13 protein-coding genes are annotated in these 20,395 nt (G+C 71.3%); 6 read left to right on the forward strand and 7 right to left on the reverse strand.

What is annotated here, in order from left to right; translation table 11 throughout:
* Window positions 1–68 precede the first annotated feature (68 nt).
* A complete protein-coding gene (locus tag B446_RS15530; RefSeq protein ID WP_043478380.1) occupies window positions 69–695 on the reverse strand; it encodes a TetR/AcrR family transcriptional regulator in 627 nt (208 codons plus the stop codon).
* Window positions 696–898: 203 nt separating this feature from the next.
* On the opposite strand from B446_RS15530, the gene B446_RS15535 reads away from it, so the two are divergent.
* From B446_RS15535 to B446_RS15550, 4 genes are all read left to right on the forward strand, one after another.
* A complete protein-coding gene (locus tag B446_RS15535; protein WP_020940399.1) occupies window positions 899–1,813 on the forward strand; it encodes an ABC transporter permease in 915 nt (304 codons plus the stop codon).
* A complete protein-coding gene (locus B446_RS15540; RefSeq protein WP_020940400.1) occupies window positions 1,806–2,711 on the forward strand; it encodes an ABC transporter ATP-binding protein in 906 nt (301 codons plus the stop codon). The genes B446_RS15535 and B446_RS15540 overlap by 8 nt, the downstream gene beginning before the upstream one ends.
* Before the next feature lie 103 nt (window positions 2,712–2,814).
* A complete protein-coding gene (locus B446_RS15545) occupies window positions 2,815–5,010 on the forward strand; it encodes a CDP-glycerol glycerophosphotransferase family protein (RefSeq protein ID WP_020940401.1) in 2,196 nt (731 codons plus the stop codon).
* Window positions 5,007–6,671, forward strand: coding sequence for a glycosyltransferase family 2 protein (locus B446_RS15550; RefSeq protein WP_020940402.1), 1,665 nt, complete (start codon window positions 5,007–5,009; stop codon window positions 6,669–6,671). Before B446_RS15545 ends, B446_RS15550 begins: the two co-directional genes overlap by 4 nt.
* A gap of 73 nt (window positions 6,672–6,744) precedes the next feature.
* Here the strand turns inward: B446_RS15550 and B446_RS15555 are convergent, their stop codons facing one another.
* From B446_RS15555 to B446_RS15565, 3 genes are all read right to left on the reverse strand, one after another.
* Window positions 6,745–8,220 (reverse strand): hypothetical protein, encoded by a 1,476-nt coding sequence (locus B446_RS15555; protein WP_020940403.1) that lies wholly within the window; start codon window positions 8,218–8,220, stop codon window positions 6,745–6,747.
* The gene (locus B446_RS15560) at window positions 8,201–8,680 is read right to left on the reverse strand and encodes a GtrA family protein (protein ID WP_234967498.1); all 480 of its coding nucleotides are present in this window, start codon (window positions 8,678–8,680) and stop codon (window positions 8,201–8,203) included. Before B446_RS15560 ends, B446_RS15555 begins: the two co-directional genes overlap by 20 nt.
* 142 nt (window positions 8,681–8,822) lie before the next feature.
* A complete protein-coding gene (locus B446_RS15565; RefSeq protein ID WP_020940405.1) occupies window positions 8,823–13,760 on the reverse strand; it encodes an NAD-glutamate dehydrogenase in 4,938 nt (1,645 codons plus the stop codon).
* Between the two features lie 657 nt (window positions 13,761–14,417).
* Here B446_RS15565 and B446_RS15570 point away from each other — a divergent pair.
* Window positions 14,418–14,984, forward strand: a complete 567-nt coding sequence (locus B446_RS15570; protein ID WP_020940406.1) for a DJ-1/PfpI family protein — start codon at window positions 14,418–14,420, stop codon at window positions 14,982–14,984.
* A gap of 72 nt (window positions 14,985–15,056) precedes the next feature.
* On the opposite strand, the gene B446_RS15575 is transcribed toward B446_RS15570, so the two are convergent.
* Entirely contained in the window at window positions 15,057–15,725 is a 669-nt protein-coding gene (locus B446_RS15575) for an HAD family hydrolase (protein WP_020940407.1), read from the reverse strand.
* 67 nt (window positions 15,726–15,792) lie between these two features.
* On the reverse strand, window positions 15,793–16,305 hold the full coding sequence (locus B446_RS15580) for a DUF6912 family protein (RefSeq protein WP_020940408.1): 513 nt from the start codon (window positions 16,303–16,305) through the stop codon (window positions 15,793–15,795).
* 290 nt (window positions 16,306–16,595) lie between these two features.
* On the opposite strand from B446_RS15580, the gene B446_RS15585 reads away from it, so the two are divergent.
* The gene (locus tag B446_RS15585) at window positions 16,596–17,078 is read left to right on the forward strand and encodes an Rv3235 family protein (RefSeq protein WP_020940409.1); all 483 of its coding nucleotides are present in this window, start codon (window positions 16,596–16,598) and stop codon (window positions 17,076–17,078) included.
* Between the two features lie 373 nt (window positions 17,079–17,451).
* On the opposite strand, the gene secA is transcribed toward B446_RS15585, so the two are convergent.
* Entirely contained in the window at window positions 17,452–20,259 is a 2,808-nt protein-coding gene (gene secA, locus B446_RS15590) for a preprotein translocase subunit SecA (RefSeq protein WP_020940410.1), read from the reverse strand.
* Window positions 20,260–20,395 lie beyond the last annotated feature (136 nt).

Consider the following 20,395-nt stretch of genomic DNA (forward strand, 5'->3'; position numbering starts at 1 on the left):
CGGGCCGGCGCCAGAACCCGGCCGGGGCCCCGGGCCGGCGCCAGGACCCTACGGGGCCCCGGGCCGGCTCACAGCGCCTTGAGCGCCCCCGCCGTGGCCCGGGCCAGGTCCGCCAGGTAGCCCTTGGGGAGGTTCGCTGAGCGGATCACCACCGCGCGCCAGTACAGGGGGCCGGAGATCAGGTCCAGGGCGAGGTCCGGGTTCACCCCCGGCCGCACCTCCCCCCGCTCCTCCGCCGCGGCCACGATTTTGCTGGCGACGCTGTCCTGCCCGTCCCGCAGGGCCTTCTGCATCGCGTCCGCGATGTCCGGGTTGCGGGCCGCCTCCGCCTGCAGGTCGGGAATGATCTGGGAGGCGACGGGGTGGCGCAGCGCGCGCGAGGTCACCTCGTACAGCAGCCGCAGGTCCCCCTCCAGCGAGCCGGTGTCCGGCACCGGCAGCCCCATCACGGCCATCGCCGACACCACGTCGAGCACCAGGTGCAGCTTCGAGCGCCACCGCCGGTACACCGCCGTCTTGCCGACGCCTGCCCGCCGGGCGATCCCCTCGATGGACATCCGCGCGTACCCGACCGCCGCGAGCTCCTCGAAGACCGCCGCCCGGATGGCCTCGGTCACGTCCTCCCGGAGCACGGCGGCCCCGGCGGGTGCCCGGCGGCGCGTGCGCTTGGGGGCCTCGTCGGCGTTCGTCGTCATGCGGACCAGCATAGGCCGTGACGACGAAACGGTTGCGTTCCGACGTCGGTTGGTTCTACGCTCACGTTGCGACGATACGGTCCCGTCCCGACGTAAGAGAACGTGAAGAGAAGCGTAAGGAAACGCCGGATGACGGACGGGGACCGCACCGGCCCGGTCGGCAGCCCGGCCGCACCCCCCTCCCCCGAGCGAAAGCAGCGGATGTGAGCCAGGTCCTCCACACACCGCCCCCGACCCAGGTCCCGGCCGGCGACGACCTAGCGGCACTGGCCGCCCGCCACGGCCTGACCGTCAGCGGCGCCCGCCCCTCGCTGCCGGAGTACGTCCGCCAGCTGTGGGCCCGGCGCCATTTCATCACCGCGTTCGCCACCGCCAAGCTCACCGCCCAGTACAGCCAGGCGAAGCTCGGCCAGGTCTGGCAGGTCATGACCCCGCTGCTGAACGCGGCGGTCTACTACTTCATCTTCGGCGTGCTGCTCGGCACCAAGCACAACGTCCCGGACTACGTGCCGTTCCTGGTCACGGGCGTGTTCATCTGGACGTTCACGCAGAGCTCGATCATGGCGGGCACCCGGGCCATCGCCGGCAACCTCGGCCTGGTGCGCGCCCTGCACTTCCCGCGCGCCGCCCTGCCGATCTCCTTCGCGCTCCAGCAGCTCCAGCAGCTGCTGTTCTCGATGGCCGCCCTGGTCGTCATCCTGCTCTGCTTCGGCGTGCCGGTCGCCGCCTCCTGGCTGCTGGCGCTCCCCGCGCTGGTCCTGCAGTTCGTCTTCAACGCGGGCGTGTCGATGATCATGGCGCGGATGGGCGCCAAGACCCCGGACATCGCCCAGCTCATGCCGTTCGTGCTGCGGACCTGGATGTACGTGTCCGGGGTCATGTGGAGCATCGACAAGCTCACCAAGAAGGACCACCTGCCGCACGTCGTCACGGTCCTGCTGGAGACCAACCCGGCCGCGGTCTACATCGACCTCATGCGGTACGCGCTGATCGACAGCTTCCACGCCCACCAGCTGCCCCCGCACGTGTGGGCGACGGCCGTCGGCTGGGCCCTGCTCGCCGGCGTCGGCGGCTTCATCTACTTCTGGAAGGCTGAGGAGACGTACGGCCGTGGCTGAGCAGACCTTCGCGGACGCGCCCGAGAACCGCGGGACCACCGAGCAGATCCCCACCGTCGTCGCCGACCGCGTCGACATCGTCTACCGGGTCAACGGCACCGGCGCGGGCCGCGGCTCCGCCACCGCCGCCCTCAACCGCATGCTGCGCCGCAAGCAGGCCGAGAAGGCGGCCGGCGTCCGCAGGGTGCACGCGGTGAAGAGGGTTTCCTTCGTCGCCTATAAGGGTGAAGCCATCGGCCTCATCGGCACCAACGGATCCGGCAAGTCGACCTTGCTCAAGGCGGTCGCCGGACTGCTGCCGGTCGAGAACGGACACATCTACACCGACGGCCAGCCCTCGCTGCTCGGCGTCAACGCGGCCCTGATGAACGACCTCACCGGCGAGCGCAACGTGCACCTCGGCGGCCTCGCCATGGGCATGTCCCGGGAGCAGATCAAGGAGCGCTACCAGGACATCGTCGACTTCTCCGGGATCAACGAGAAGGGCGACTTCATCACCCTGCCGATGCGCACGTACTCCTCCGGCATGGCCGCCCGCCTGCGGTTCTCCATCGCGGCCGCGAAGGACCACGACGTCCTGCTGATCGACGAGGCCCTCGCGACCGGCGACCGCTCCTTCCAGAAGCGCTCCGAGGAACGGATCCGCGAGCTGCGCCGGCACGCGGGCACGGTCTTCCTCGTCAGCCACAACAACAAGTCCATCCGCGACACCTGCGAGCGGGTGCTGTGGCTGGAGCGCGGCGAGCTGCGCATGGACGGGCCGACCGAGGACGTCCTCAAGGAGTACGAGGCCTTCACCGGCGACAAGAGCGACAAGCCGGCCAAACCGGCGAAGAAGACGGACCCGAAGAAGAAGGCGGCGCAACCCACGGCGCCTGATGTTCCTCTACCTTCTTAAGGCTTCCTCTTACCCCAGGCGTGGTTATCCCTTTCACCCTTCTAGTGACAGTATGTTAAGAAAGGTCCCCCCCCAGACGACAAGGCGAAGGAGTCCACCCGCGATGCCCCAACTGAGCGTCATCGTCTACGGGCCGAACACCCAGGGGCATCTGACGGAACTCCTCGACGCCCTGGAGTCCCGGCCCCTCCCGGACGCCGAGGTGATCGTCGCCGCGGTCGGCGACTGGGCCCGGGAGACGGCCGAGGGCCACGCGCCCCACACCGTCGTCGTCCCCCTGCCGGAGGGCACCTCCGACGCGGCGGCCCGTGCGGCGGGGGCCGCGCGGGCCGCCGGCCGCTGGCTGCACTTCGTGCACGCCAAGGACGGCCTGCCCGCGGGCGCGACCCGGCTGATCGCCGAGCGCGCCGCCGAGCTGGACGACACGGTCGACGTCCTGCTCCTCGACCACGTCACCACCACCTGGCAGACCGCGACCGCCCCCTCCCGCGACGGCCGTCACCTGGCCGCCGCCGGCCGCGCCGTCCTCGCCCTGGACGACGCCTCCGACCTGCTGCGCCTCACCCCGCTGCTCGGCAACCGCGTCCTGCGGGCCGCGTTCTGGCGGGCCCACGAGGAGCGGCTCACCACCGACGACGAGCCGGGCGCCGCGTACGCGGCCCTGCTGCACGCCGAGCGGGTCGCCTGCCTGAACCAGGTGGCGTACGAACACCGCAGGCTGCGCCCCGAGAGCCTGCCGCCGCGCGCCCCCGAGGACCGCTTCGCGCTCATCGACCGCTACGAGTCCCTGCTCCCGCTCGCCCGGGACCGCCGTGCCGCCCGCGCGGTCATGTACGACCTGATGGTCCGCGACCTGGTGCGCGCCTTCGCCGGTGAGCACCTGCCCGACACGGTGGCCCGCGAGTTCTTCCGCCGGGCCTCCCTGGCCGCGGTCCGCTGGCGCCCCGAGAACCACCGGCGGCCGGCCGGCCTCGAAGGCGTACGGCACGGCCTGCTCGAAGAGGGCGCCTACACCAAGTACCGTGCCTTCCAGGCCGCCAACCGCACCCGCCGCGCGGCCAGGAAGACGGTAAGAACCCGCAAGCGCCAGCTCGGCGCCAAACTGCGCGACCAGCAGTACCGCAAGGCGCTCGCCCGCCCGGTCGACCCGAACCTGGCCGTCTTCGCCGCCTACTGGGACCGCGGGGTGGCCTGCAACCCGGCCGCGATCGCCGCCAAGCTCGCCGAACTCGCCCCGCACATCCGCCGGGTGTGGGTGGTGAACAAGGAGAACGCGGCCCTGCTGCCGCCCGGCACCGACCACGTGGTCCCGGGCACCCGCCGCTACTGGGAGACGCTGGCCACCGCCAAGTACCTGACGAACAACGTCAACTTCCCCAACGCGGTCGTCAAGCGCCCCGACGCGATCCACCTGCAGACCCACCACGGCACCCCGCTCAAGCGCATGGGCCTGGACCAGATGGACCACCCGGCCGCCGCCAAGGGCCTGGACTTCGCCGCCCTGCTGGCCCGCGTCGACAAGTGGGACTACAGCGTCAGCGCCAACAGCCACACCACCCGCATGTGGGAGCGCGCCTACCCGGCCCGTTACGTCTCCCTGGACCACGGCTATCCGCGCAACGACGTCTTCTACACCGCCACGGCGGCCGACGTCCGTGCGGCCCGCGAGCGCCTCGGCATCGCGCCCGGCCGCACCGCCGTGCTGTACGCCCCCACCCACCGCGACTACGAGGCCGGCTTCACCCCCCGCCTCGACCTGGCCGCCCTCGCCGACCGGCTCGGCGAGGACACCGTCCTGCTGGTCCGCGCGCACTACTTCTACGGCGGCGCGGCCTCCCCGCTGACCGGCCTGCGGCGCTCCGGCCGGATCATCGACGTCTCCTCCTACGACCCCGTCGAGGAGCTGTGCCTGGCCGCCGACGCGCTGGTCACGGACTACTCGTCGATCATGTTCGACTACGCCAACCTGGACCGGCCGATCGTCGTCTACGCCGACGACTGGGAGACGTACCGGACCACCCGGGGCGTCTACTTCGACCTGACGGCCGAGGCACCCGGCCGGGTCGCGCGGACCCAGGAGGAGCTGACGGAGATCCTCAGCTCGGGTGCCTGGCGCGACGAGTGCGCCGCCAAGGCGCGGGCCGCCTTCCGGCGCCGGTTCTGCGAGTTCGACGACGGCCGCGCCGCCGAGCGGGTCGTACGCCGGGTCTTCCTCGGCGAACCCGAGGAGGCGCTGCCCCCGGTGCTCCCGCTCGAGGAACGCACCCCCGCCCCGACCCCCGAGGAGGCCACCGCATGACGACCCCCGACGTGACGGTCACGGTCATCGTCTACAACGACGCTGCCCGGCTGCCCAGGGCGGTCGCCTCGCTGCGCGCCCAGACGCACGCCGACATCGAGATCGTCATCAGCGACGACCACTCCACCGACGACACACCGCGGGTGGCCCGCGAACTGGCCGCGCAGGACCCCCGCATCCGCTACGTGCGACTGCCGGAGAACAGCGGCGGGTGCAGCGCCCCGCGCAACCGGGCCATCGAGATCGCGCGGGCGCCGTACCTGATGTTCCTGGACAGCGACGACGAACTGCCGCCGCGCGCAGTCGAGTTGCTGCTGGCCGCGCATCGCGAGCGCGAGGTGGACTTCACCATGGGCGCGGTACGCCGGGTCCGGGTGGACAACGGCCGGCGCTCGACGTGGATGCCCCACCTGGTGACGGAGCGCCGCACGCTGGACGGCATCGAGGCCGACCCGCGGCTGCTGTTCGAGCACCTGTCGACCAGCAAGATGTACGCCCGCGCCTTCCTCGACCGCCACCGGCTCCGCTTCCCCGAGGGCATCCACTACGAGGACCAGCTCTTCTCGGCGCAGGCGTACTGCCTGGCGAAGGCGTTCACGATCATTCCCGACCCGGTGTACGTCTGGTACATCGAGCCGTTCGCGGCCGAGTCCGCCGCCTCCATCTCCAACCAGCGGCACAAGATCTCCAACGTCCGCGACCGCGTGCACGTCCAGCGCCTGATCGACGACTTCCTGGTGGAGAACGGGCACGCGGCGCTGCGCGAGGACAAGGACTTCAAGTTCCTCAAGCACGACTTCCGGATGTACGCAGGCGACCTGCCCTACCGGGACGACGAGTGGCTGGAGTCCTTCGCCGAGATCATGAACCCGTACCTGGAGACGCTGGCGGAGGGCGCGTTCGCCCGGCTGCCGCGCCAGGAGCGGGTGGTGCTGCAGCTCCTGCGCGACGGCCGCCTGGCCGACGTCCGGCTCGCGGCGCGCGGTCTGGCGCACGGCGTGGCACCTCGGCACGTCGCCACCGACGCCTCCGGCGCCACCTACTGGGGCGACACCGTCCCCACGTCCGACCGGGCCCGCCGCGAACTGGCCCTGTCCGACCTGGAGCTGGAGACCCGGCCGTTCCCCAGCGCGCAGTTCCGGCACGAGATCACCGAACTCACCGCGGGCCCCGGGGCCTGTCTCACCCTCGCGATCCGCACCTACGACCCGGGGCTTCGGCTCCCGGTCGGTCCGCAGCGCGCGAGTCTGGTGGTGGCCCCCGGCCGGCGCCGGCTGACGGTCCCGTTCCGGCTCGACCCGGTCCGCCCGGGCCTCTTCGAGGGCCGGGTGCGGCTCGACCTGGCGGCCGCCTCCCTGCCCGTGCAGGGCTTCGACGGGGTGCGGCACCCGCTGCTCCGCCTGGAACAGCAGGGCCTCGTCCACTCGGGCCTGCTGCTGGCCCCGCTGGACTTCCCGACCCGCACCGCGCGCGTGGAGTACCGCTCCGGCGCCACCACGCACGACGTCACCGTCGAACCCGAGGGCCGCAACCCCGGCCGGCTCCAGATCCGCTGGCGCCCGGTGGGGGTCACCGCCCGGGTGATCCGCCCGGTGGTGCGCAAGGTGGCCCGGCCGAAGGTGCGCAACGCGGCACGGCTGGTGGCGAGCGTGCTGAGGTAGGTGCCGGACGCTTCCTGACTCGGGGGCGTGCGGAACGGCCGATGCCGTCCCGCACGCCCCCGAGGCGTCTTCGTCAGCGCTCCACCCGGTACAGCACCTGCCCGCCAGGGCCGGTGGCGACCCGCCGCAGCCACGGCTGCGCGGCACCCCGGCCGCCCACGACCCAGCGCACGCCGTACTCCCGCACTATGGCCCGCCGGGTGCCGGCCGGGGTGTCCGCGGCGAAGTAGTGCGTCACGGCCGCGTCCCGCCTGGCCGCGTCCGGCAGGAACACGTCGGGATACCCGGGGGCCACTGTGTACGGCCCGTACGCGGGGATCTGCCGGGACGGCATGGTGCGCGCCATGACCACGTCCCCGTACTTCACCCAGGGCGTGATCCAGTGGTAGCCGACCCACGGCGTCCGGTACTTCGCCGCGACCGCGGAGGGCAGCGCGTCGCGCCCGACCACGTAGCCGAGCGTCCCCACCTGGGTCCACGCGCCCACCGCCAGCGCGACGGCCAGCACGCCCGCCCACGCCACGCGGACCGCGCGCCGGCCCGCGGACACGGTCTCCAGCGCCGCCGCGAGCTGCGCGGGGATCAGCACGGCCGGCAGGGCGCGGCCCCAGGAGTAGTGCCCGGTCAGCCCGCCCGCGGCGAACACCAGCACTCCGAGCGCGAAGAACAGCGCCAGCGGGTCCCGGCGGTCCCGTCGCAGCCGCAGGCCCAGGGCCACGACCCCGAGCAGCACCAGCCCGAAGCGCTGGAGGAGGTGGCTGTAGAGCGGCCGGTGGATCGCCTCCAGATCCGCACCCGCGGAGAACAGGGCGAAGAAGTCGTAGTACGGCCACACCCACAACAGCGCCGCGCCCAGGGCCGCTCCGGCGCCCAGCCGCAGCAGCGTCCCGCGGGCGGGCCGCGCGGAGATCACCGTGGCGAGCACGCCGAGCGAGGCCACCACCCCGGTGAACTGGTGGCAGAGCAGGATCAGTCCCCACAGCAGGCCGAGCCCCAGCGCCACCCCCCAGGAGATCTCACCGCGCAGCACCCGGGTGAGCCAGGCCCAGAGGTGGAAGGAGAGGCCGAGGGCGAACACGCTGGGGTACGCCACGGTCAGCGCCAGCGAGTTGAGGCCGAGGAAGCCGCTCCAGTTGAACAGCAGGGGGCCCCACAGCAGGAGCAGGCACAGGATCGCCAGGGCGGGCGCGGCGCGATGGGCGCTGAGCGTGCGGACGTAGCGCCACACGCCGGTGCACAGCATGACGAGACCGGCGAGCGCCCCGATCCGCAGGACGACGAAGACGGACAGCCCGGTCAGCCGGGCGACGGCGCCCAGCAGCAGCATCCAGGGTGAGTAGTACGGGCTCGGTGTGTCCGCGTCGACCAGCGGGTTGCCGGGGTGCAGCAGGCTGTGCCGCAGCCGTTGCACGGTCGCCGCGTGCATGCCGAGGTCGCCCGCCCAGGGCAGGCGGACGATCACCAGGATCATCAGGAGCAGGACGAGTGCGGCGGCGGCCTGGGGCAGGGCCCGGCCGGCGCTCGCACCGCTAGGCGGCTCGGCGCGCATCCTGCTGGAACACCCAGGTGCGGTAGACGAGGAACCGGAAGGCGGAGGCGAGGACGATCGACAGCGCCTTCACCGCGTTCGACCCGACGGCGCCGTGCAGCCCGAGCCCGTGATATCCCATCCAGAACAGTCCGCTTTCCATCACCACACCGAGACCGCTGAAGACGAAGAACAGCACGATCTGGCGGCGGGTGCGTGAAGCACGGTCGCGATAGGCGAAATACCGGAAGCCCACGTAATTGGTCGCCATGGCGATACAGCTCGCCAGGACCGTCGCGGTCATCGCAGGCCAACGCAGGCCGTGCAGCAGCAGGTTGAACACCAGGAAATTGACGAGGACGCCGCTGCCGCCGACGACCCCGAATTTCACTACTTCCAGCACGACGCGCGTGACCGGGCGGGCCGGAGCCGGCGCGGGAGCCGCGGCCGGCGGGCGGGTCTCGGTGAGGTTCACAGTCACAGCGGAGACCCTATCCGAAACGTCCCGATTAGCAGGAAACGGTAAATTCATCGCACGTTTTCGGCTAGCAATCGGCAAGAACGAGGGCGCCCCGGGCCTGGACCGGCCCGGGGCGCCCTGGTCGCCTCACGGCGTCGTTCGGCTACGAGTGCGTGCGCAGCAGCGTCCGCATCGTGCGCATCGCCACCGACAGGTTGGCGAGGTCGAAGGAGTCCGAACCGCGGATCTCCTCCAGGGTGGTACGCGCCCGGCTCAGGATCGCCGCGTTCTTCTGCTCCCAGTCGGCGAACCGCTGCTCGGGCGTCGAGGTGCCGTTGCCGACCGCCAGGACGTCCGCCGTGAGCGCCGCGTGGGCCGCGTACAGGTCCTCACGGATGGAGGCGCGGGCCATGGACTGCCAGCGGTCGGCGCGGGGCAGCTCGATGATGCGGTCCATGAGCTGGGTGATGCCGAGGCGGTCGGCGAGGTCGTAGTAGACCTCGGCGACGTCCAGCGGCTCCTTGCCCATGCGGTCGGCCACCGAGACGATGTCGACCGCCGGGAAGGCGGAGGAGAAGCCGGCCACGCGGGTGGCGAGCTCGTCCGGGACACCGGCGGCGGACAGCTCGTCGTACACGTGCTGGTACCACTCCAGGTCCGCGCCCTTGAGCAGCTTCGGCAGCTGCTGCCAGACCTGCTCGACCCGCTCGGAGAAGAACTCGATGGTCTCCGCGAGCTGCAGCGGCTGCGGCCGGTTGTTCAGCAGCCAGCGGGTGCCGCGCTCCACCAGGCGGCGCGAGTGCAGCCTGATCCGGGTCTGGACGTCCGCGTCGACCTTGTTGTCCAGCTCCTCGACCGCGTCCCACACCGGCGCCGAACGGAAGATCGTGCGGGCCACGGTCTGCGCCCGGACGATCTCCTCCAGGGAGGCGCCGGTCTCCTCGCGCAGCCGGTGCAGGTACGTCGTACCGCCCGTGTTGACCGTGTCGTTGACCAGCACGGTCGTGGTGATCTCACGGCGCAGCGGGTGGTTGTCGATGGCGTCGGCGAACCGCTCGCGCAGCGCCGACGGGAAGTAGGCGTGCAGCAGGGTGCGCAGGTACGGGTCGTCCGGCAGCGAGGTGTGCAGGAGCTCCTCGGCCACCGTGATCTTCGTGTACGCCAGCACGACGGCCGTCTCCGGGCCCGTCAGGCCCTGGCCGTGGCCGAGGCGCTCGCGGATCTGGCGGTCGGTGGGCAGGAACTCCAGCGCCCGGTCCAGGTGGCCCTCGCGCACCAGGTGGCGGATGAACCGCTGCTGGGCGTGGAGCATGTCCTTGGCCTGGAACAGGGCGTTGGCGAGGGCCACGTTCTGCGCGTAGTTGTTGCGCAGGACCAGCGCGCCGACCTCGTCGGTCATCTCGGCGAGCACCTTGTTGCGCTGCTTGACGGTCATGTCGCCGTCGGTGACGAGACCGTTCAGCAGGATCTTGATGTTCACCTCGTGGTCGGAGGTGTCCACACCGGCGCTGTTGTCGATCGCGTCGGTGTTGATCTTCCCGCCGTGCATTGCGAACTCGATGCGGCCGAGCTGGGTCAGGCCCAGGTTTCCGCCCTCGCCGACGACGCTGACCCGCAGGTCCTGGCCGTCGACGCGGATGGCGTCGTTGGCCTTGTCGCCGACGTCGGCGTTGGACTCCGCCGACGACTTCACGTAGGTGCCGATGCCGCCGTTCCACAGCAGGTCGACCGGTGCGTGCAGGATCGCCTTCATCAGGTCGGCCGGGGTCATCTTGGAGACCTTCTCCTCGATGCCCAGGGCGTCCCGGATGTGCGCGTTCAGCGGGATCGCCTTGGCGGTCCGGGGGAAGATCCCGCCGCCCGCCGACAGCAGCGAGGTGTCGTACTCCTCCCAGCTGGAGCGGGGCAGCTCGAACAGGCGGCGTCGCTCGGCGTAGGAGGTGGCGGCGTCCGGGGTCGGGTCGATGAAGATGTGCCGGTGGTCGAAGGCGGCGACCAGGCGGATGTGCTCGGAGAGCAGCATGCCGTTGCCGAACACGTCACCGGACATGTCGCCGATGCCGACGACCGTGAAGTCCTCGGTCTGCGTGTCCACGCCCAGCTCGCGGAAGTGCCGCTTCACGGACTCCCAGGCGCCGCGCGCGGTGATGCCCATGCCCTTGTGGTCGTAGCCGGCCGAGCCGCCGGAGGCGAAGGCGTCGCCGAGCCAGAAGTTGTACTTCTCGGCGACCCCGTTGGCGATGTCGGAGAACGTCGCGGTGCCCTTGTCGGCCGCGACCACCAGGTAGGTGTCCTCGCCGTCGTGGCGCACCACGTCCTGCGGCGGCACGACCTCGCCGGCCACCATGTTGTCGGTGATGTCGAGCAGCGCCGAGATGAACGTCTTGTAGCTGGCGATGCCCTCGGCCAGCCACGCGTCCCGGTCGACCGCCGGGTCCGGCAGCTGCTTGGCGACGAAGCCGCCCTTGGCGCCGACCGGCACGATGACGGTGTTCTTCACCATCTGTGCCTTGACCAGGCCGAGGATCTCCGTGCGGAAGTCCTCGCGCCGGTCGGACCAGCGCAGACCGCCTCGGGCGACCTTGCCGAAGCGCAGGTGGACGCCCTCGACCCGGGGCGAGTACACCCAGATCTCGTACGCCGGGCGCGGCGCGGGCAGGTCCGGGATGGCCTGCGGGTCGAACTTCATCGACACGTAGTCGTGCGGGGCGCCGCCGAGCGCCTCCTGGAAGAAGTTCGTGCGCAGGGTGGCCTTGATGACGGTCAGGAAGGAACGCAGGATGCGGTCCTCGTCCAGGCTCGCCACCTGGTCGAGAGCGGCGTCCAGCTCCTCCAGCAGGGCGTCGGTGATCTCCAGCCCGGCCTTCTGCCGCTCCGGCGACATCCGCGCCTCGAACAGCGAGACGAGCAGCCGGGTGGTGTGGACGTTGTTGCGGAGGGTGTCCTCCATGTAGTCCTGGCTGAAGGTGGAGCCGGCCTGCCGCAGGTACTTGGCGTACGCGCGCAGCACCATCGCCTGCCGCCAGTCCAGCCCGGCGCTCAGCACGAGGGAGTTGAAGCCGTCGTTCTCCGCCTTGCCGGTCCAGGTCGCGGCGAACGCCTCCTGGAACCGCTCACGCGCGTCGTCGCCCAGGTCCCCGCCGACGCCCGTCGTCTTCGGCATGCGCAGGCCGAAGTCGTAGATCCAGGCGGTCGTCCGGTCCGCGCAGCGCATCTCGTACGGCCGCTCGTCGGTGACCTCGACGCCCAGCCGGCTCAGCACCGGCAGCACGTGCGACAGGGAGACCGTGCCGCCCTTCTGGTAGATCTTGAAGCGGCGCTCCTCGGGCGCGGCGCCGACCGGCTCGTACAGGCTGAGCGAGAACGCCTTGTCCTCGCTGAGCTGCTCCAGGTGGACGAGGTCGGCGACGGCGGCACGCGGGGAGTGGTCGGCCTTGTAGCCCTCGGGGAAGGCGTTGTTGTAGCGGCGCAGCACCTCGGCGGCGCGCTCCTCGCCGATCTCGGCGGTCAGCGCCTCGGCGAACGCGTCCGCCCAGGAGCGGGCGGCCTCGACCAGGCGCGACTCGATGCGCTCCTTGTCGCTGTCGGACAGCTCGGGCAGCTCGGTGCCCGGCGGCACCCGGACGACGAAGTGCAGCCGGGACAGGATCGACTCGGTGTTCCAGGCGGTGAAGTCGACGCTGATGCCGCCGAGCTCCTCCTTCAGGATGTCGATGATCCTCAGCCGCACGCCGGTCGTGTAGCGGTCGCGGGGCAGGTAGACGAGGGCCGAGTAGTAGCGGCCGTACTCGTCCTGGCGCAGGTAGAGCCGCAGCCGGCGGCGCTCCTGCAGGTACAGGACGCTGGTCGCGATGGCCTGCAGCTCGGCCGGCGGGGTCTGGAACAGCTCGTCGCGCGGGTAGGTCTCCAGGATCTGGAGCAGGTCGCGGCCGTCGTGGCTGTTGGGCGAGAACCCGGCGAGGCTGAGGACCTCTTCGACCTTGCGGCGGATGACCGGGACGCGGCGCACGGACTCGGTGTAGGCGGCCGAGGAGAACAGGCCGAGGAAGCGGCGCTCACCGACGACGTTGCCGTCCGCGTCGAACTTCTTGACGCCGATGTAGTCCAGGTACGACGGCCGGTGCACGGTGGCCCGGCTGTTGGCCTTGGTCAGCACGAGCAGCTTGTGCTCGCGGGCCTTGGCGCGGGCGTCGGCGGGCAGCCGCTCGAAGGACGGGCTGACCGGGTGCTGGTCGTCCTCTGCGTGCTGCGGGTCCGAGCGCAGTATGCCCAGACCGGTGCCGGGGACGGCGGCGAGCGTGTCGTCGTCGCGCAGCTGGTACTCGCGGTAGCCGAGGAAGGTGAAGTGGTCGGTGGCCAGCCAGCGCAGCAGCTCGCGGGCCTCCTCGACCTCGGGGGCGGGCAGGTCGCCCGGCACCGGCTCGTCGCCGAGGCCGTCGGCGATCCGGGCCGCCGCGTCCCGCATCTTCTCCCAGTCCTCGACGGCCTCGCGGACGTCGGACAGGACGCGCAGCAGGTCGGCGGTGATCTGCTTCAGGTCGGCGCGGTCGGTCTCACGGTCGATCTCGACGTGGATCCAGGACTCGGTGTGCGCGTCGTGCGGCAGGTCGCCGGTGGGCGGGGTCGCCAGCACCTCGACGAGCTTGCCGGTGACGTCGCGCCGGACCACGAACTGGGGGTGGATCACGACGTGGATGCCGCGTCCCTGCCGGGTCAGCTCGTTGGTGACCGAGTCGACGAGGAAGGGCATGTCGTCGGTGACGACCTCCACCACGGTGTGGCTGCAGGTCCACCCGTTCTCTTCCACGCTCGGGGTGTGCACCCGCACGTTCGCGGTGCCCTGCGGTCGCATCTCGGCCAGCCGGTGGTGCGAGACCGCGGCGCTGAAGACGTCGACCGGGTCGCGGTCGGCCAGGTCCTCGGGTGCGGTGTGCAGGTAGTAGCGCTGGAGGAACGCGAGCACGGATTCGCTGTCGGGAGTGCCGGCCGTACCCTCGCCCGTCGTCCCGGTCGGTAGGTGCCCCCCGACCGGGCTGTTCTCAGCTACCCGGGCGGCCCGTTCGAGCAGCTCGGCCTTGGCTTCGTCCAGCTTGGTCTGCATTGTCCTCTGGCTCCTGTCGCGCGCCGTTGCGTGACGTAGAAGGAAAAACGGTCTCTTCCCCTCCGGCTCGACGCCACGGCCCGGGGTGTCCGGTCCGATCCGACGCTATGCCGCGAGGTGAGACGAGCGGGGTGTATTCGGCCATTCTCGGCCCGTCCGTCGGATGTGACGCTGCTCTCGGCACCGTCGTGTCCAGGGCCGGTATCGGCGTCCTGGGGGCTTCCGCGCCCCCGTCCCGCCCGCGAAGACCAGCGACCGCCGCCCGGTCACGGAGGTGTTCCGTGCAACCCGGGCGCGGGGCAGGGGCAGCATCGCCCCCGCGAGCTATCGCGCTGATCACGCCACAAGGCTATCGCTCCTCACCCCGGACCCGTCATGAGCCGTATGTGTACAAAAGAGGGGGCCGAAGTTTGACGTTCTGCACAGGGGCGGAGCGCGGACGGGTGACGTAACCGGTCGGACGCCCCGTGCCGGCCCGGTGCCGTGCGCCCGTGCCGTGCGCCCCTCCGGTGCCCGCATCCGGTCGCGCGGGGGCGCCCGGGGACGCACCCTGAAAGCGACGGGCCCTCTTGGCAAGCGCGCCCCGCCGAGGCACGTTGCCCTGAGAACAGTGCCCGTCCCCCGCGGAGGGGACAGTGCCGCCCCGGAGGAGCCGACATGCCCGCGAAGATCCTCATCGTCACCGGCGACGCAGCGGAGTCCCTGGAAGTCCTCTACCCCTACCAGCGGCTGCGCGAGGAAGGCTACGACGTCGACATCGCGGCCCCCACCCGCAAGACGCTCCGCTTCGTCGTCCACGACTTCGAGCCCGGCTACGACACCTACACCGAGAAGCCCGGCTACACCTGGCCCGCCGACCTCTCCTTCGCCGAGGTCGACCCCGGTCAGTACGCGGCCCTCGTCGTCCCCGGCGGACGGGCCCCCGAGTACCTGCGCAACGACGCCGAACTGCGCAAGATCACCAAGGCGTTCTTCGACGCGGACAAGCCGGTCGCCCAGATCTGCCACGGCCCGCTGCTCACCGCGGCGGTGGACAGCCTGCGCGGCCGCCGCGTCACCGCCTACCCGGCGCTGGAACTGGACATGCAGTCCGCCGGAGCGCACTTCGAGGACAGCGAGGCGGTGGTCGACGGCACCCTCGTCTCGGCCCGCGCCTGGCCGGACCACCCGGCCTGGATGCGCGAGTTCCTCACCGTGCTGCGGGCGAAGGCCCCGGCGACCTGAGCGGTACCGCTGCGCGGGCGGGTCCTGGACGGGCGGGCTCCTGATGAGCGGGCGGGCGGGCCGGGCCCGGGGCTACGCCGCCAGGCGGCGGGCCTCGGCCACCGCCTCCGCCAGCGTGTCCACCACCGGCACGCCGATCGACTCCAGGCTGGCCCGGCTGTGCGAACCGCCGGTGTAGAGCACGGCGCGCGCTCCCACGTGCCGGGCGGCGACCGCGTCGTCCGCCGCGTCCCCGATCACCACCGTGCGCGCGGGCTCCACGACTCCCGTGAGCGCCTCCAGGTGGCGCACCATGTGCTCGGCCTTGCTGCCCCCGGACGGGCCCGTACGCCCGTCGACGCGGATGAAGTGCGCCTCGATCCCGAAACCGCGCACCAGCGGCACCAGGTCCTCGTGCCCGTACATGCTCAGCAGCGACTGGCTGTGCCCCGCCGAGCGCCACCCGGCGAGCAGCTCGGCGGCCCCGTCGGTCAGCCCGCAGCGCACCCGGTGCTCCGTGTAGTACCGGTGGAAGACGCCGTCCATCAGCTCCCACTCGGTGTCCGTGGGGAGCCGGCCCAGCAGGCGCTCGTAGAACTTCGGCACCGGCACGCAGTACAGCGTCCGGTACTGCTCCAGCGTGATCGGCTCCAGGCCGAGTTCGGCGAAGGCCGCGTTCGTCGCCCCGATGATCGCGTCATTGTCGTGGAAAAGGGTGCCGTTCCAGTCCCAGACGATGTGCGCGCTTGCGTGCATCCCCATGCCGAAGACCGTACCCGCCCGCACTGACAGTCACCGCCGTGCGGGCCGGGGGCCCGGGCTGGGCTCGCTAGACGCCGTCCACCAGGTTGGGGATCTCCTGGGTGGCGAACCACAGCAGCTCGTGGTCGTCGGCCTCGTCGACGAGGAACTGCGCGTCGTCGTCACCGCCGTCGGCGGCCTCCAGGGCCCCCGCAGCGGCGGCCACGTCCCGCTCCGCGTCGTCGGCGTCGACGTGCACCGCCGCCGCCTTGGCCAGCCGCACCGCGCCGGTCACCGTCACCTCGCCGAGCGCGGACGGGTCCGCCCCGCGGTCCGGACCGGCCCCGGCGACACCGTCGGGCACGTCGACGGCGACCACGACCCGGCGCCGTACCGCGTCCGGGTCGGCCGCCAGCAGCCGCAGCGAGGCCAGCGCGGCCCGGCTGAGCGCCGCGTACTCCAGTTCCTCGAGGTCGTCGGAGAGGTACCACTCGCGCAGCGCGGGGGTGACGGCGTACGCCACGAGGGGCCCCGTCCCCAGCTCACCCGTCTTGTACGCCTCGGCGAGACCGGGGAGGGTCAGGGGGACGTAGACGCGCATGGCTGCCGCTCTTTCCTGGTCGCCGACGGGCCTTCAGGATACGTGCGGCCGTCCCCTTTCGGGTTCCCGCCCACCCCCTCCGCGGCGTCCACCCGCCGGCGCTCGCCTCACCCGGTCCCACCGCGCCCCCACGGGCTTTACGGGCACCACGATCACTCGGATAAGTGAACTCCTGCGGGCCCTCGCCACTCGCTCCGGCTTCCTTGCGGGGCCCGCACCGGCCCCCGTACAAGATCCCCACCAGCGCGTTACCGCCCGGTACGACCCGGGCCCGCCGAACGGGGACCCCCATGAACAAGGTCATGAGCCGCGCCGCGCAGTCCCGTCCGCGGCACCGGCCGCCGACCCGCCAGGACTCCCGCCGCCCGGGCGGCGCGCCGCCCCGCAACCCGGTCCGTGGCGGCGCCCGTACGGCGCCGGGGACGGTCCTGGCGCGGCCGCGCCCCACCGACCTCTTCGCCGACCGTCTGCTGGCCGTCCTCAGCGGTCAGCGCCCCGTCCACTGGATGCTCCGGCACACCGCCGGCCGCGCCTACGACGACCTCGCGCGGCTCGCCGAGCGCGGCCCCCTGCGTACCCGCGGCACCCGCCCGGTCGTCCACGACCTCGGCTGGTTCGTGCCCCGGGCCGGCGCCCTGGAGGTATTCGCCCGTATCGCCGCCGGCAGCCGGCTCCGCGCCATGGCCTTCCGGCTGGAGCAGGGCCCGGACCACCGCTGGCGCTGCACGGCGATCGAACTGGGCCCGAGGCCGCCCCACGCCCCCGAGGACTGACCCGCCTGCCCCGCACGGCCCTTCCGCCGCCCACGGAGCCGCCCCCCGGGCCCGCGCGGAAGCCGCGCGCAGGGCCAGGAGGCCCGCGGCCACGACGAGGGGGCCGCAGGCACGGCGAAGGACCCGCAGGCACGGCGCAGGAGCCGCAGCCAGGGCGGTGAGGCCACGGCCATGAGGAAGGAGCCGCAGGCACGGCGGAGAGGCCCGCAGGCACGGCCCAGGAGCCGCAGGCACGAGGAGATGCCCGCAGGCACGGGGAAGGGCCGCAGGCACCAGGAGAGGCCCGCGGGCACGGCGAAGGGCCGGGCCCCCGTGAAAGAGGGGCCCGGCCCTTCGGCTCCTGGCTCGGTGACCGCGGGTCAGTGGCCGCAGGTCACTTCTTGCGGCGCCGGCCGCCCTTGGCCTGCTTGCGACGCTCGGCCCGCGTCAGCCCGTCCGACTCGGAGCGCACCGGCTCGTCGTCCTCCAGGTCGCGCTCCACGATGCCGCCCTCGCCGTCGACGGTCGGCGCGGAGAAGTGCAGGTCCCGGCGCTGCGGAACGTCGAGGCCCTTGGCCCGGATCTCCGGACGCGCGCCCGCCTGGGCCGGCACGGTGTCCTGGACGCCCTCGGGGAGCGCGAGGTCCTCGACCGGGACCTCCTCGACCTGCTGCTCGACCTGGACCTCCAGGTTGAACAGGTAGCCGACGGACTCCTCCTTGATGCCCTCCATCATGGCGGTGAACATGTCGAAGCCCTCGCGCTGGTACTCGACCAGCGGGTCCTTCTGGGCCATCGCGCGCAGGCCGATGCCCTCCTGGAGGTAGTCCATCTCGTAGAGGTGCTCACGCCACTTGCGGTCGAGGACCGACAGCACGACCCGGCGCTCCAGCTCACGCATGATCTCGGAGCCGAGCTGGGCCTCGCGCGCCTGGTACTGCTCGCGGATGTCGTCCTTGATGGACTCGGAGATGAACTCGGCGGTCAGACCGGCCCGGTCACCGGCCGCCTCCTCCAGCTCCTCGATGGTGACCTTCACCGGGTAGAGCTGCCGGAAGGCACCCCACAGCCGGTCCAGGTCCCAGTCCTCGGGGAAGCCCTCGGCGGTCTCCGCGCCGACGTAGGCGTCGATGGTGTCGTCCGTGAAGTGCTGGATCTGCTCCTGCAGGTCCTCGCCCTCCAGGACGCGCCGGCGTTCGCCGTAGATGACCTCGCGCTGCCGGTTGAGCACCTCGTCGTACTTCAGGACGTTCTTGCGCGTCTCGAAGTTCTGCTGCTCGACCTGCGACTGCGCGGACGCGATCGCGCGCGTGACCATCTTGTTCTCGATCGGCACGTCGTCCGGCACGTTCGCCATCGACATCACGCGCTCGACCATCTGGGCCTTGAACAGGCGCATCAGGTCGTCACCGAGGGAGAGGTAGAAGCGGGACTCGCCCGGGTCGCCCTGACGGCCGGAACGACCGCGCAACTGGTTGTCGATACGGCGCGACTCGTGCCGCTCGGTGCCCAGCACGTACAGACCGCCGAGGCTCTCGACCTCCTCCTTCTCGGCCTTGACCGCCTGCTCGGCCTTGGCCAGGGCGGCGGGCAGGGCGTGCGCCCACTCCTCGATGTGCTCCTCGGGGTCGAGGCCGCGCTGGCGCAGCTCCGCCTCGGCGAGGTCCTCGGGGTTGCCGCCGAGCTTGATGTCGGTACCACGGCCGGCCATGTTGGTGGCCACCGTCACGGCGCCCTTGCGGCCGGCCTGGGCGACGATCGACGCCTCACGCTCGTGGTGCTTGGCGTTCAGCACCTCGTGCTGGATGCCGCGCTTGCTGAGCTGCTGCGAGAGGTACTCCGACTTCTCGACGGAGGTCGTGCCGACGAGGATCGGCTGGCCCTTCTCGTGCTTCTCGGCGATGTCGTCGACGACGGCCTCGAACTTGGCCACCTCGGTGCGGTAGATCAGGTCGGACTGGTCCATGCGGACCATCGGCTTGTTGGTCGGGATCGGGACCACGCCGAGCTTGTAGATCTGGTGGAACTCGGCGGCCTCGGTCATGGCCGTACCGGTCATGCCGGAGAGCTTCTTGTAGAGGCGGAAGAAGTTCTGCAGGGTGATCGTGGCGAGCGTCTGGTTCTCGTCCTTGATGTCCACCCCTTCCTTCGCCTCGATCGCCTGGTGCATGCCCTCGTTGTAGCGGCGGCCGGCGAGGATACGGCCGGTGTGCTCGTCGACGATCATGACTTCGCCGTCGATGACGACGTAGTCCTTGTCCTTCTTGAAGAGCTCCTTGGCCTTGATGGCGTTGTTCAGGTAGCCCACGAGCGGGGTGTTCACCGACTCGTAGAGGTTGTCGATGCCCAGCCAGTCCTCGACCTTGCTGACGCCGGACTCGTGGATGGCGACGGTGCGCTTCTTCTCGTCGACGTCGTAGTCGCCGGTCTCCTCCATGCCCTTGAGCGGGTTGCCGGCCTCGCCCCTCTTCAGGCGGATGACCAGCTTGGCGAAGTCGCCGTACCACTTGGTGGCCTGGTCGGCCGGGCCGGAGATGATCAGCGGCGTACGGGCCTCGTCGACGAGGATGGAGTCGACCTCGTCGACGATGGCGAAGTTGTGGCCGCGCTGCACCAACTCGTCCTGCGACCACGCCATGTTGTCGCGCAGGTAGTCGAAGCCGAACTCGTTGTTCGTGCCGTAGGTGATGTCGCACGCGTACTGCTCGCGGCGCTGGGCCGGCGTCATGTTGGCCAGGATGCAGCCGACCTCGAGGCCCAGGAACTTGTGGACGCGGCCCATCATCTCGGAGTCGCGCTCGGCCAGGTAGTCGTTGACCGTGATGAGGTGGACGCCGTCTCCGGAGAGGGCGTTCAGGTACGCCGGCAGCGTACCGACGAGGGTCTTGCCCTCACCGGTCTTCATCTCGGCCACGTAGCCGAGGTGGAGGGCGGCGCCACCCATGAGCTGCACGTCGTAGTGCCGCTGGCCGAGGACGCGCTTGGCGGCCTCGCGGACGGTGGCGAACGCCTCGGGGAGCAGATCGTCCAGGCTCTCACCGTCGGCGTAGCGCTGCTTGTACTCCTCGGTGAGGGCACGCAGCTCGGCGTCGGAGAGGTCGACGAAGTCCTCTTCGATGGAGTTGACCTGGTCCGCGATGCGGTGCAGCTTGCGCAGGATCTTGCCTTCGCCTGCACGCATGATCTTCGAGAGGACGGACACGGGGGCTGGTCTCCTTGCCGGTCGGGCCTGGGACGGTCGGTTTTCCTTGACGTACTGAGCAACGGCCATCGTATGCGAGGACCCGGCCGCGCCGGGAGGCCTGGCGGTCCGACGGCTGCTTCACACGTTCCAACGG

Source organism: Streptomyces collinus Tu 365 (assembly GCF_000444875.1).
In the GTDB taxonomy this organism is placed as follows: domain Bacteria; phylum Actinomycetota; class Actinomycetes; order Streptomycetales; family Streptomycetaceae; genus Streptomyces; species Streptomyces collinus_A.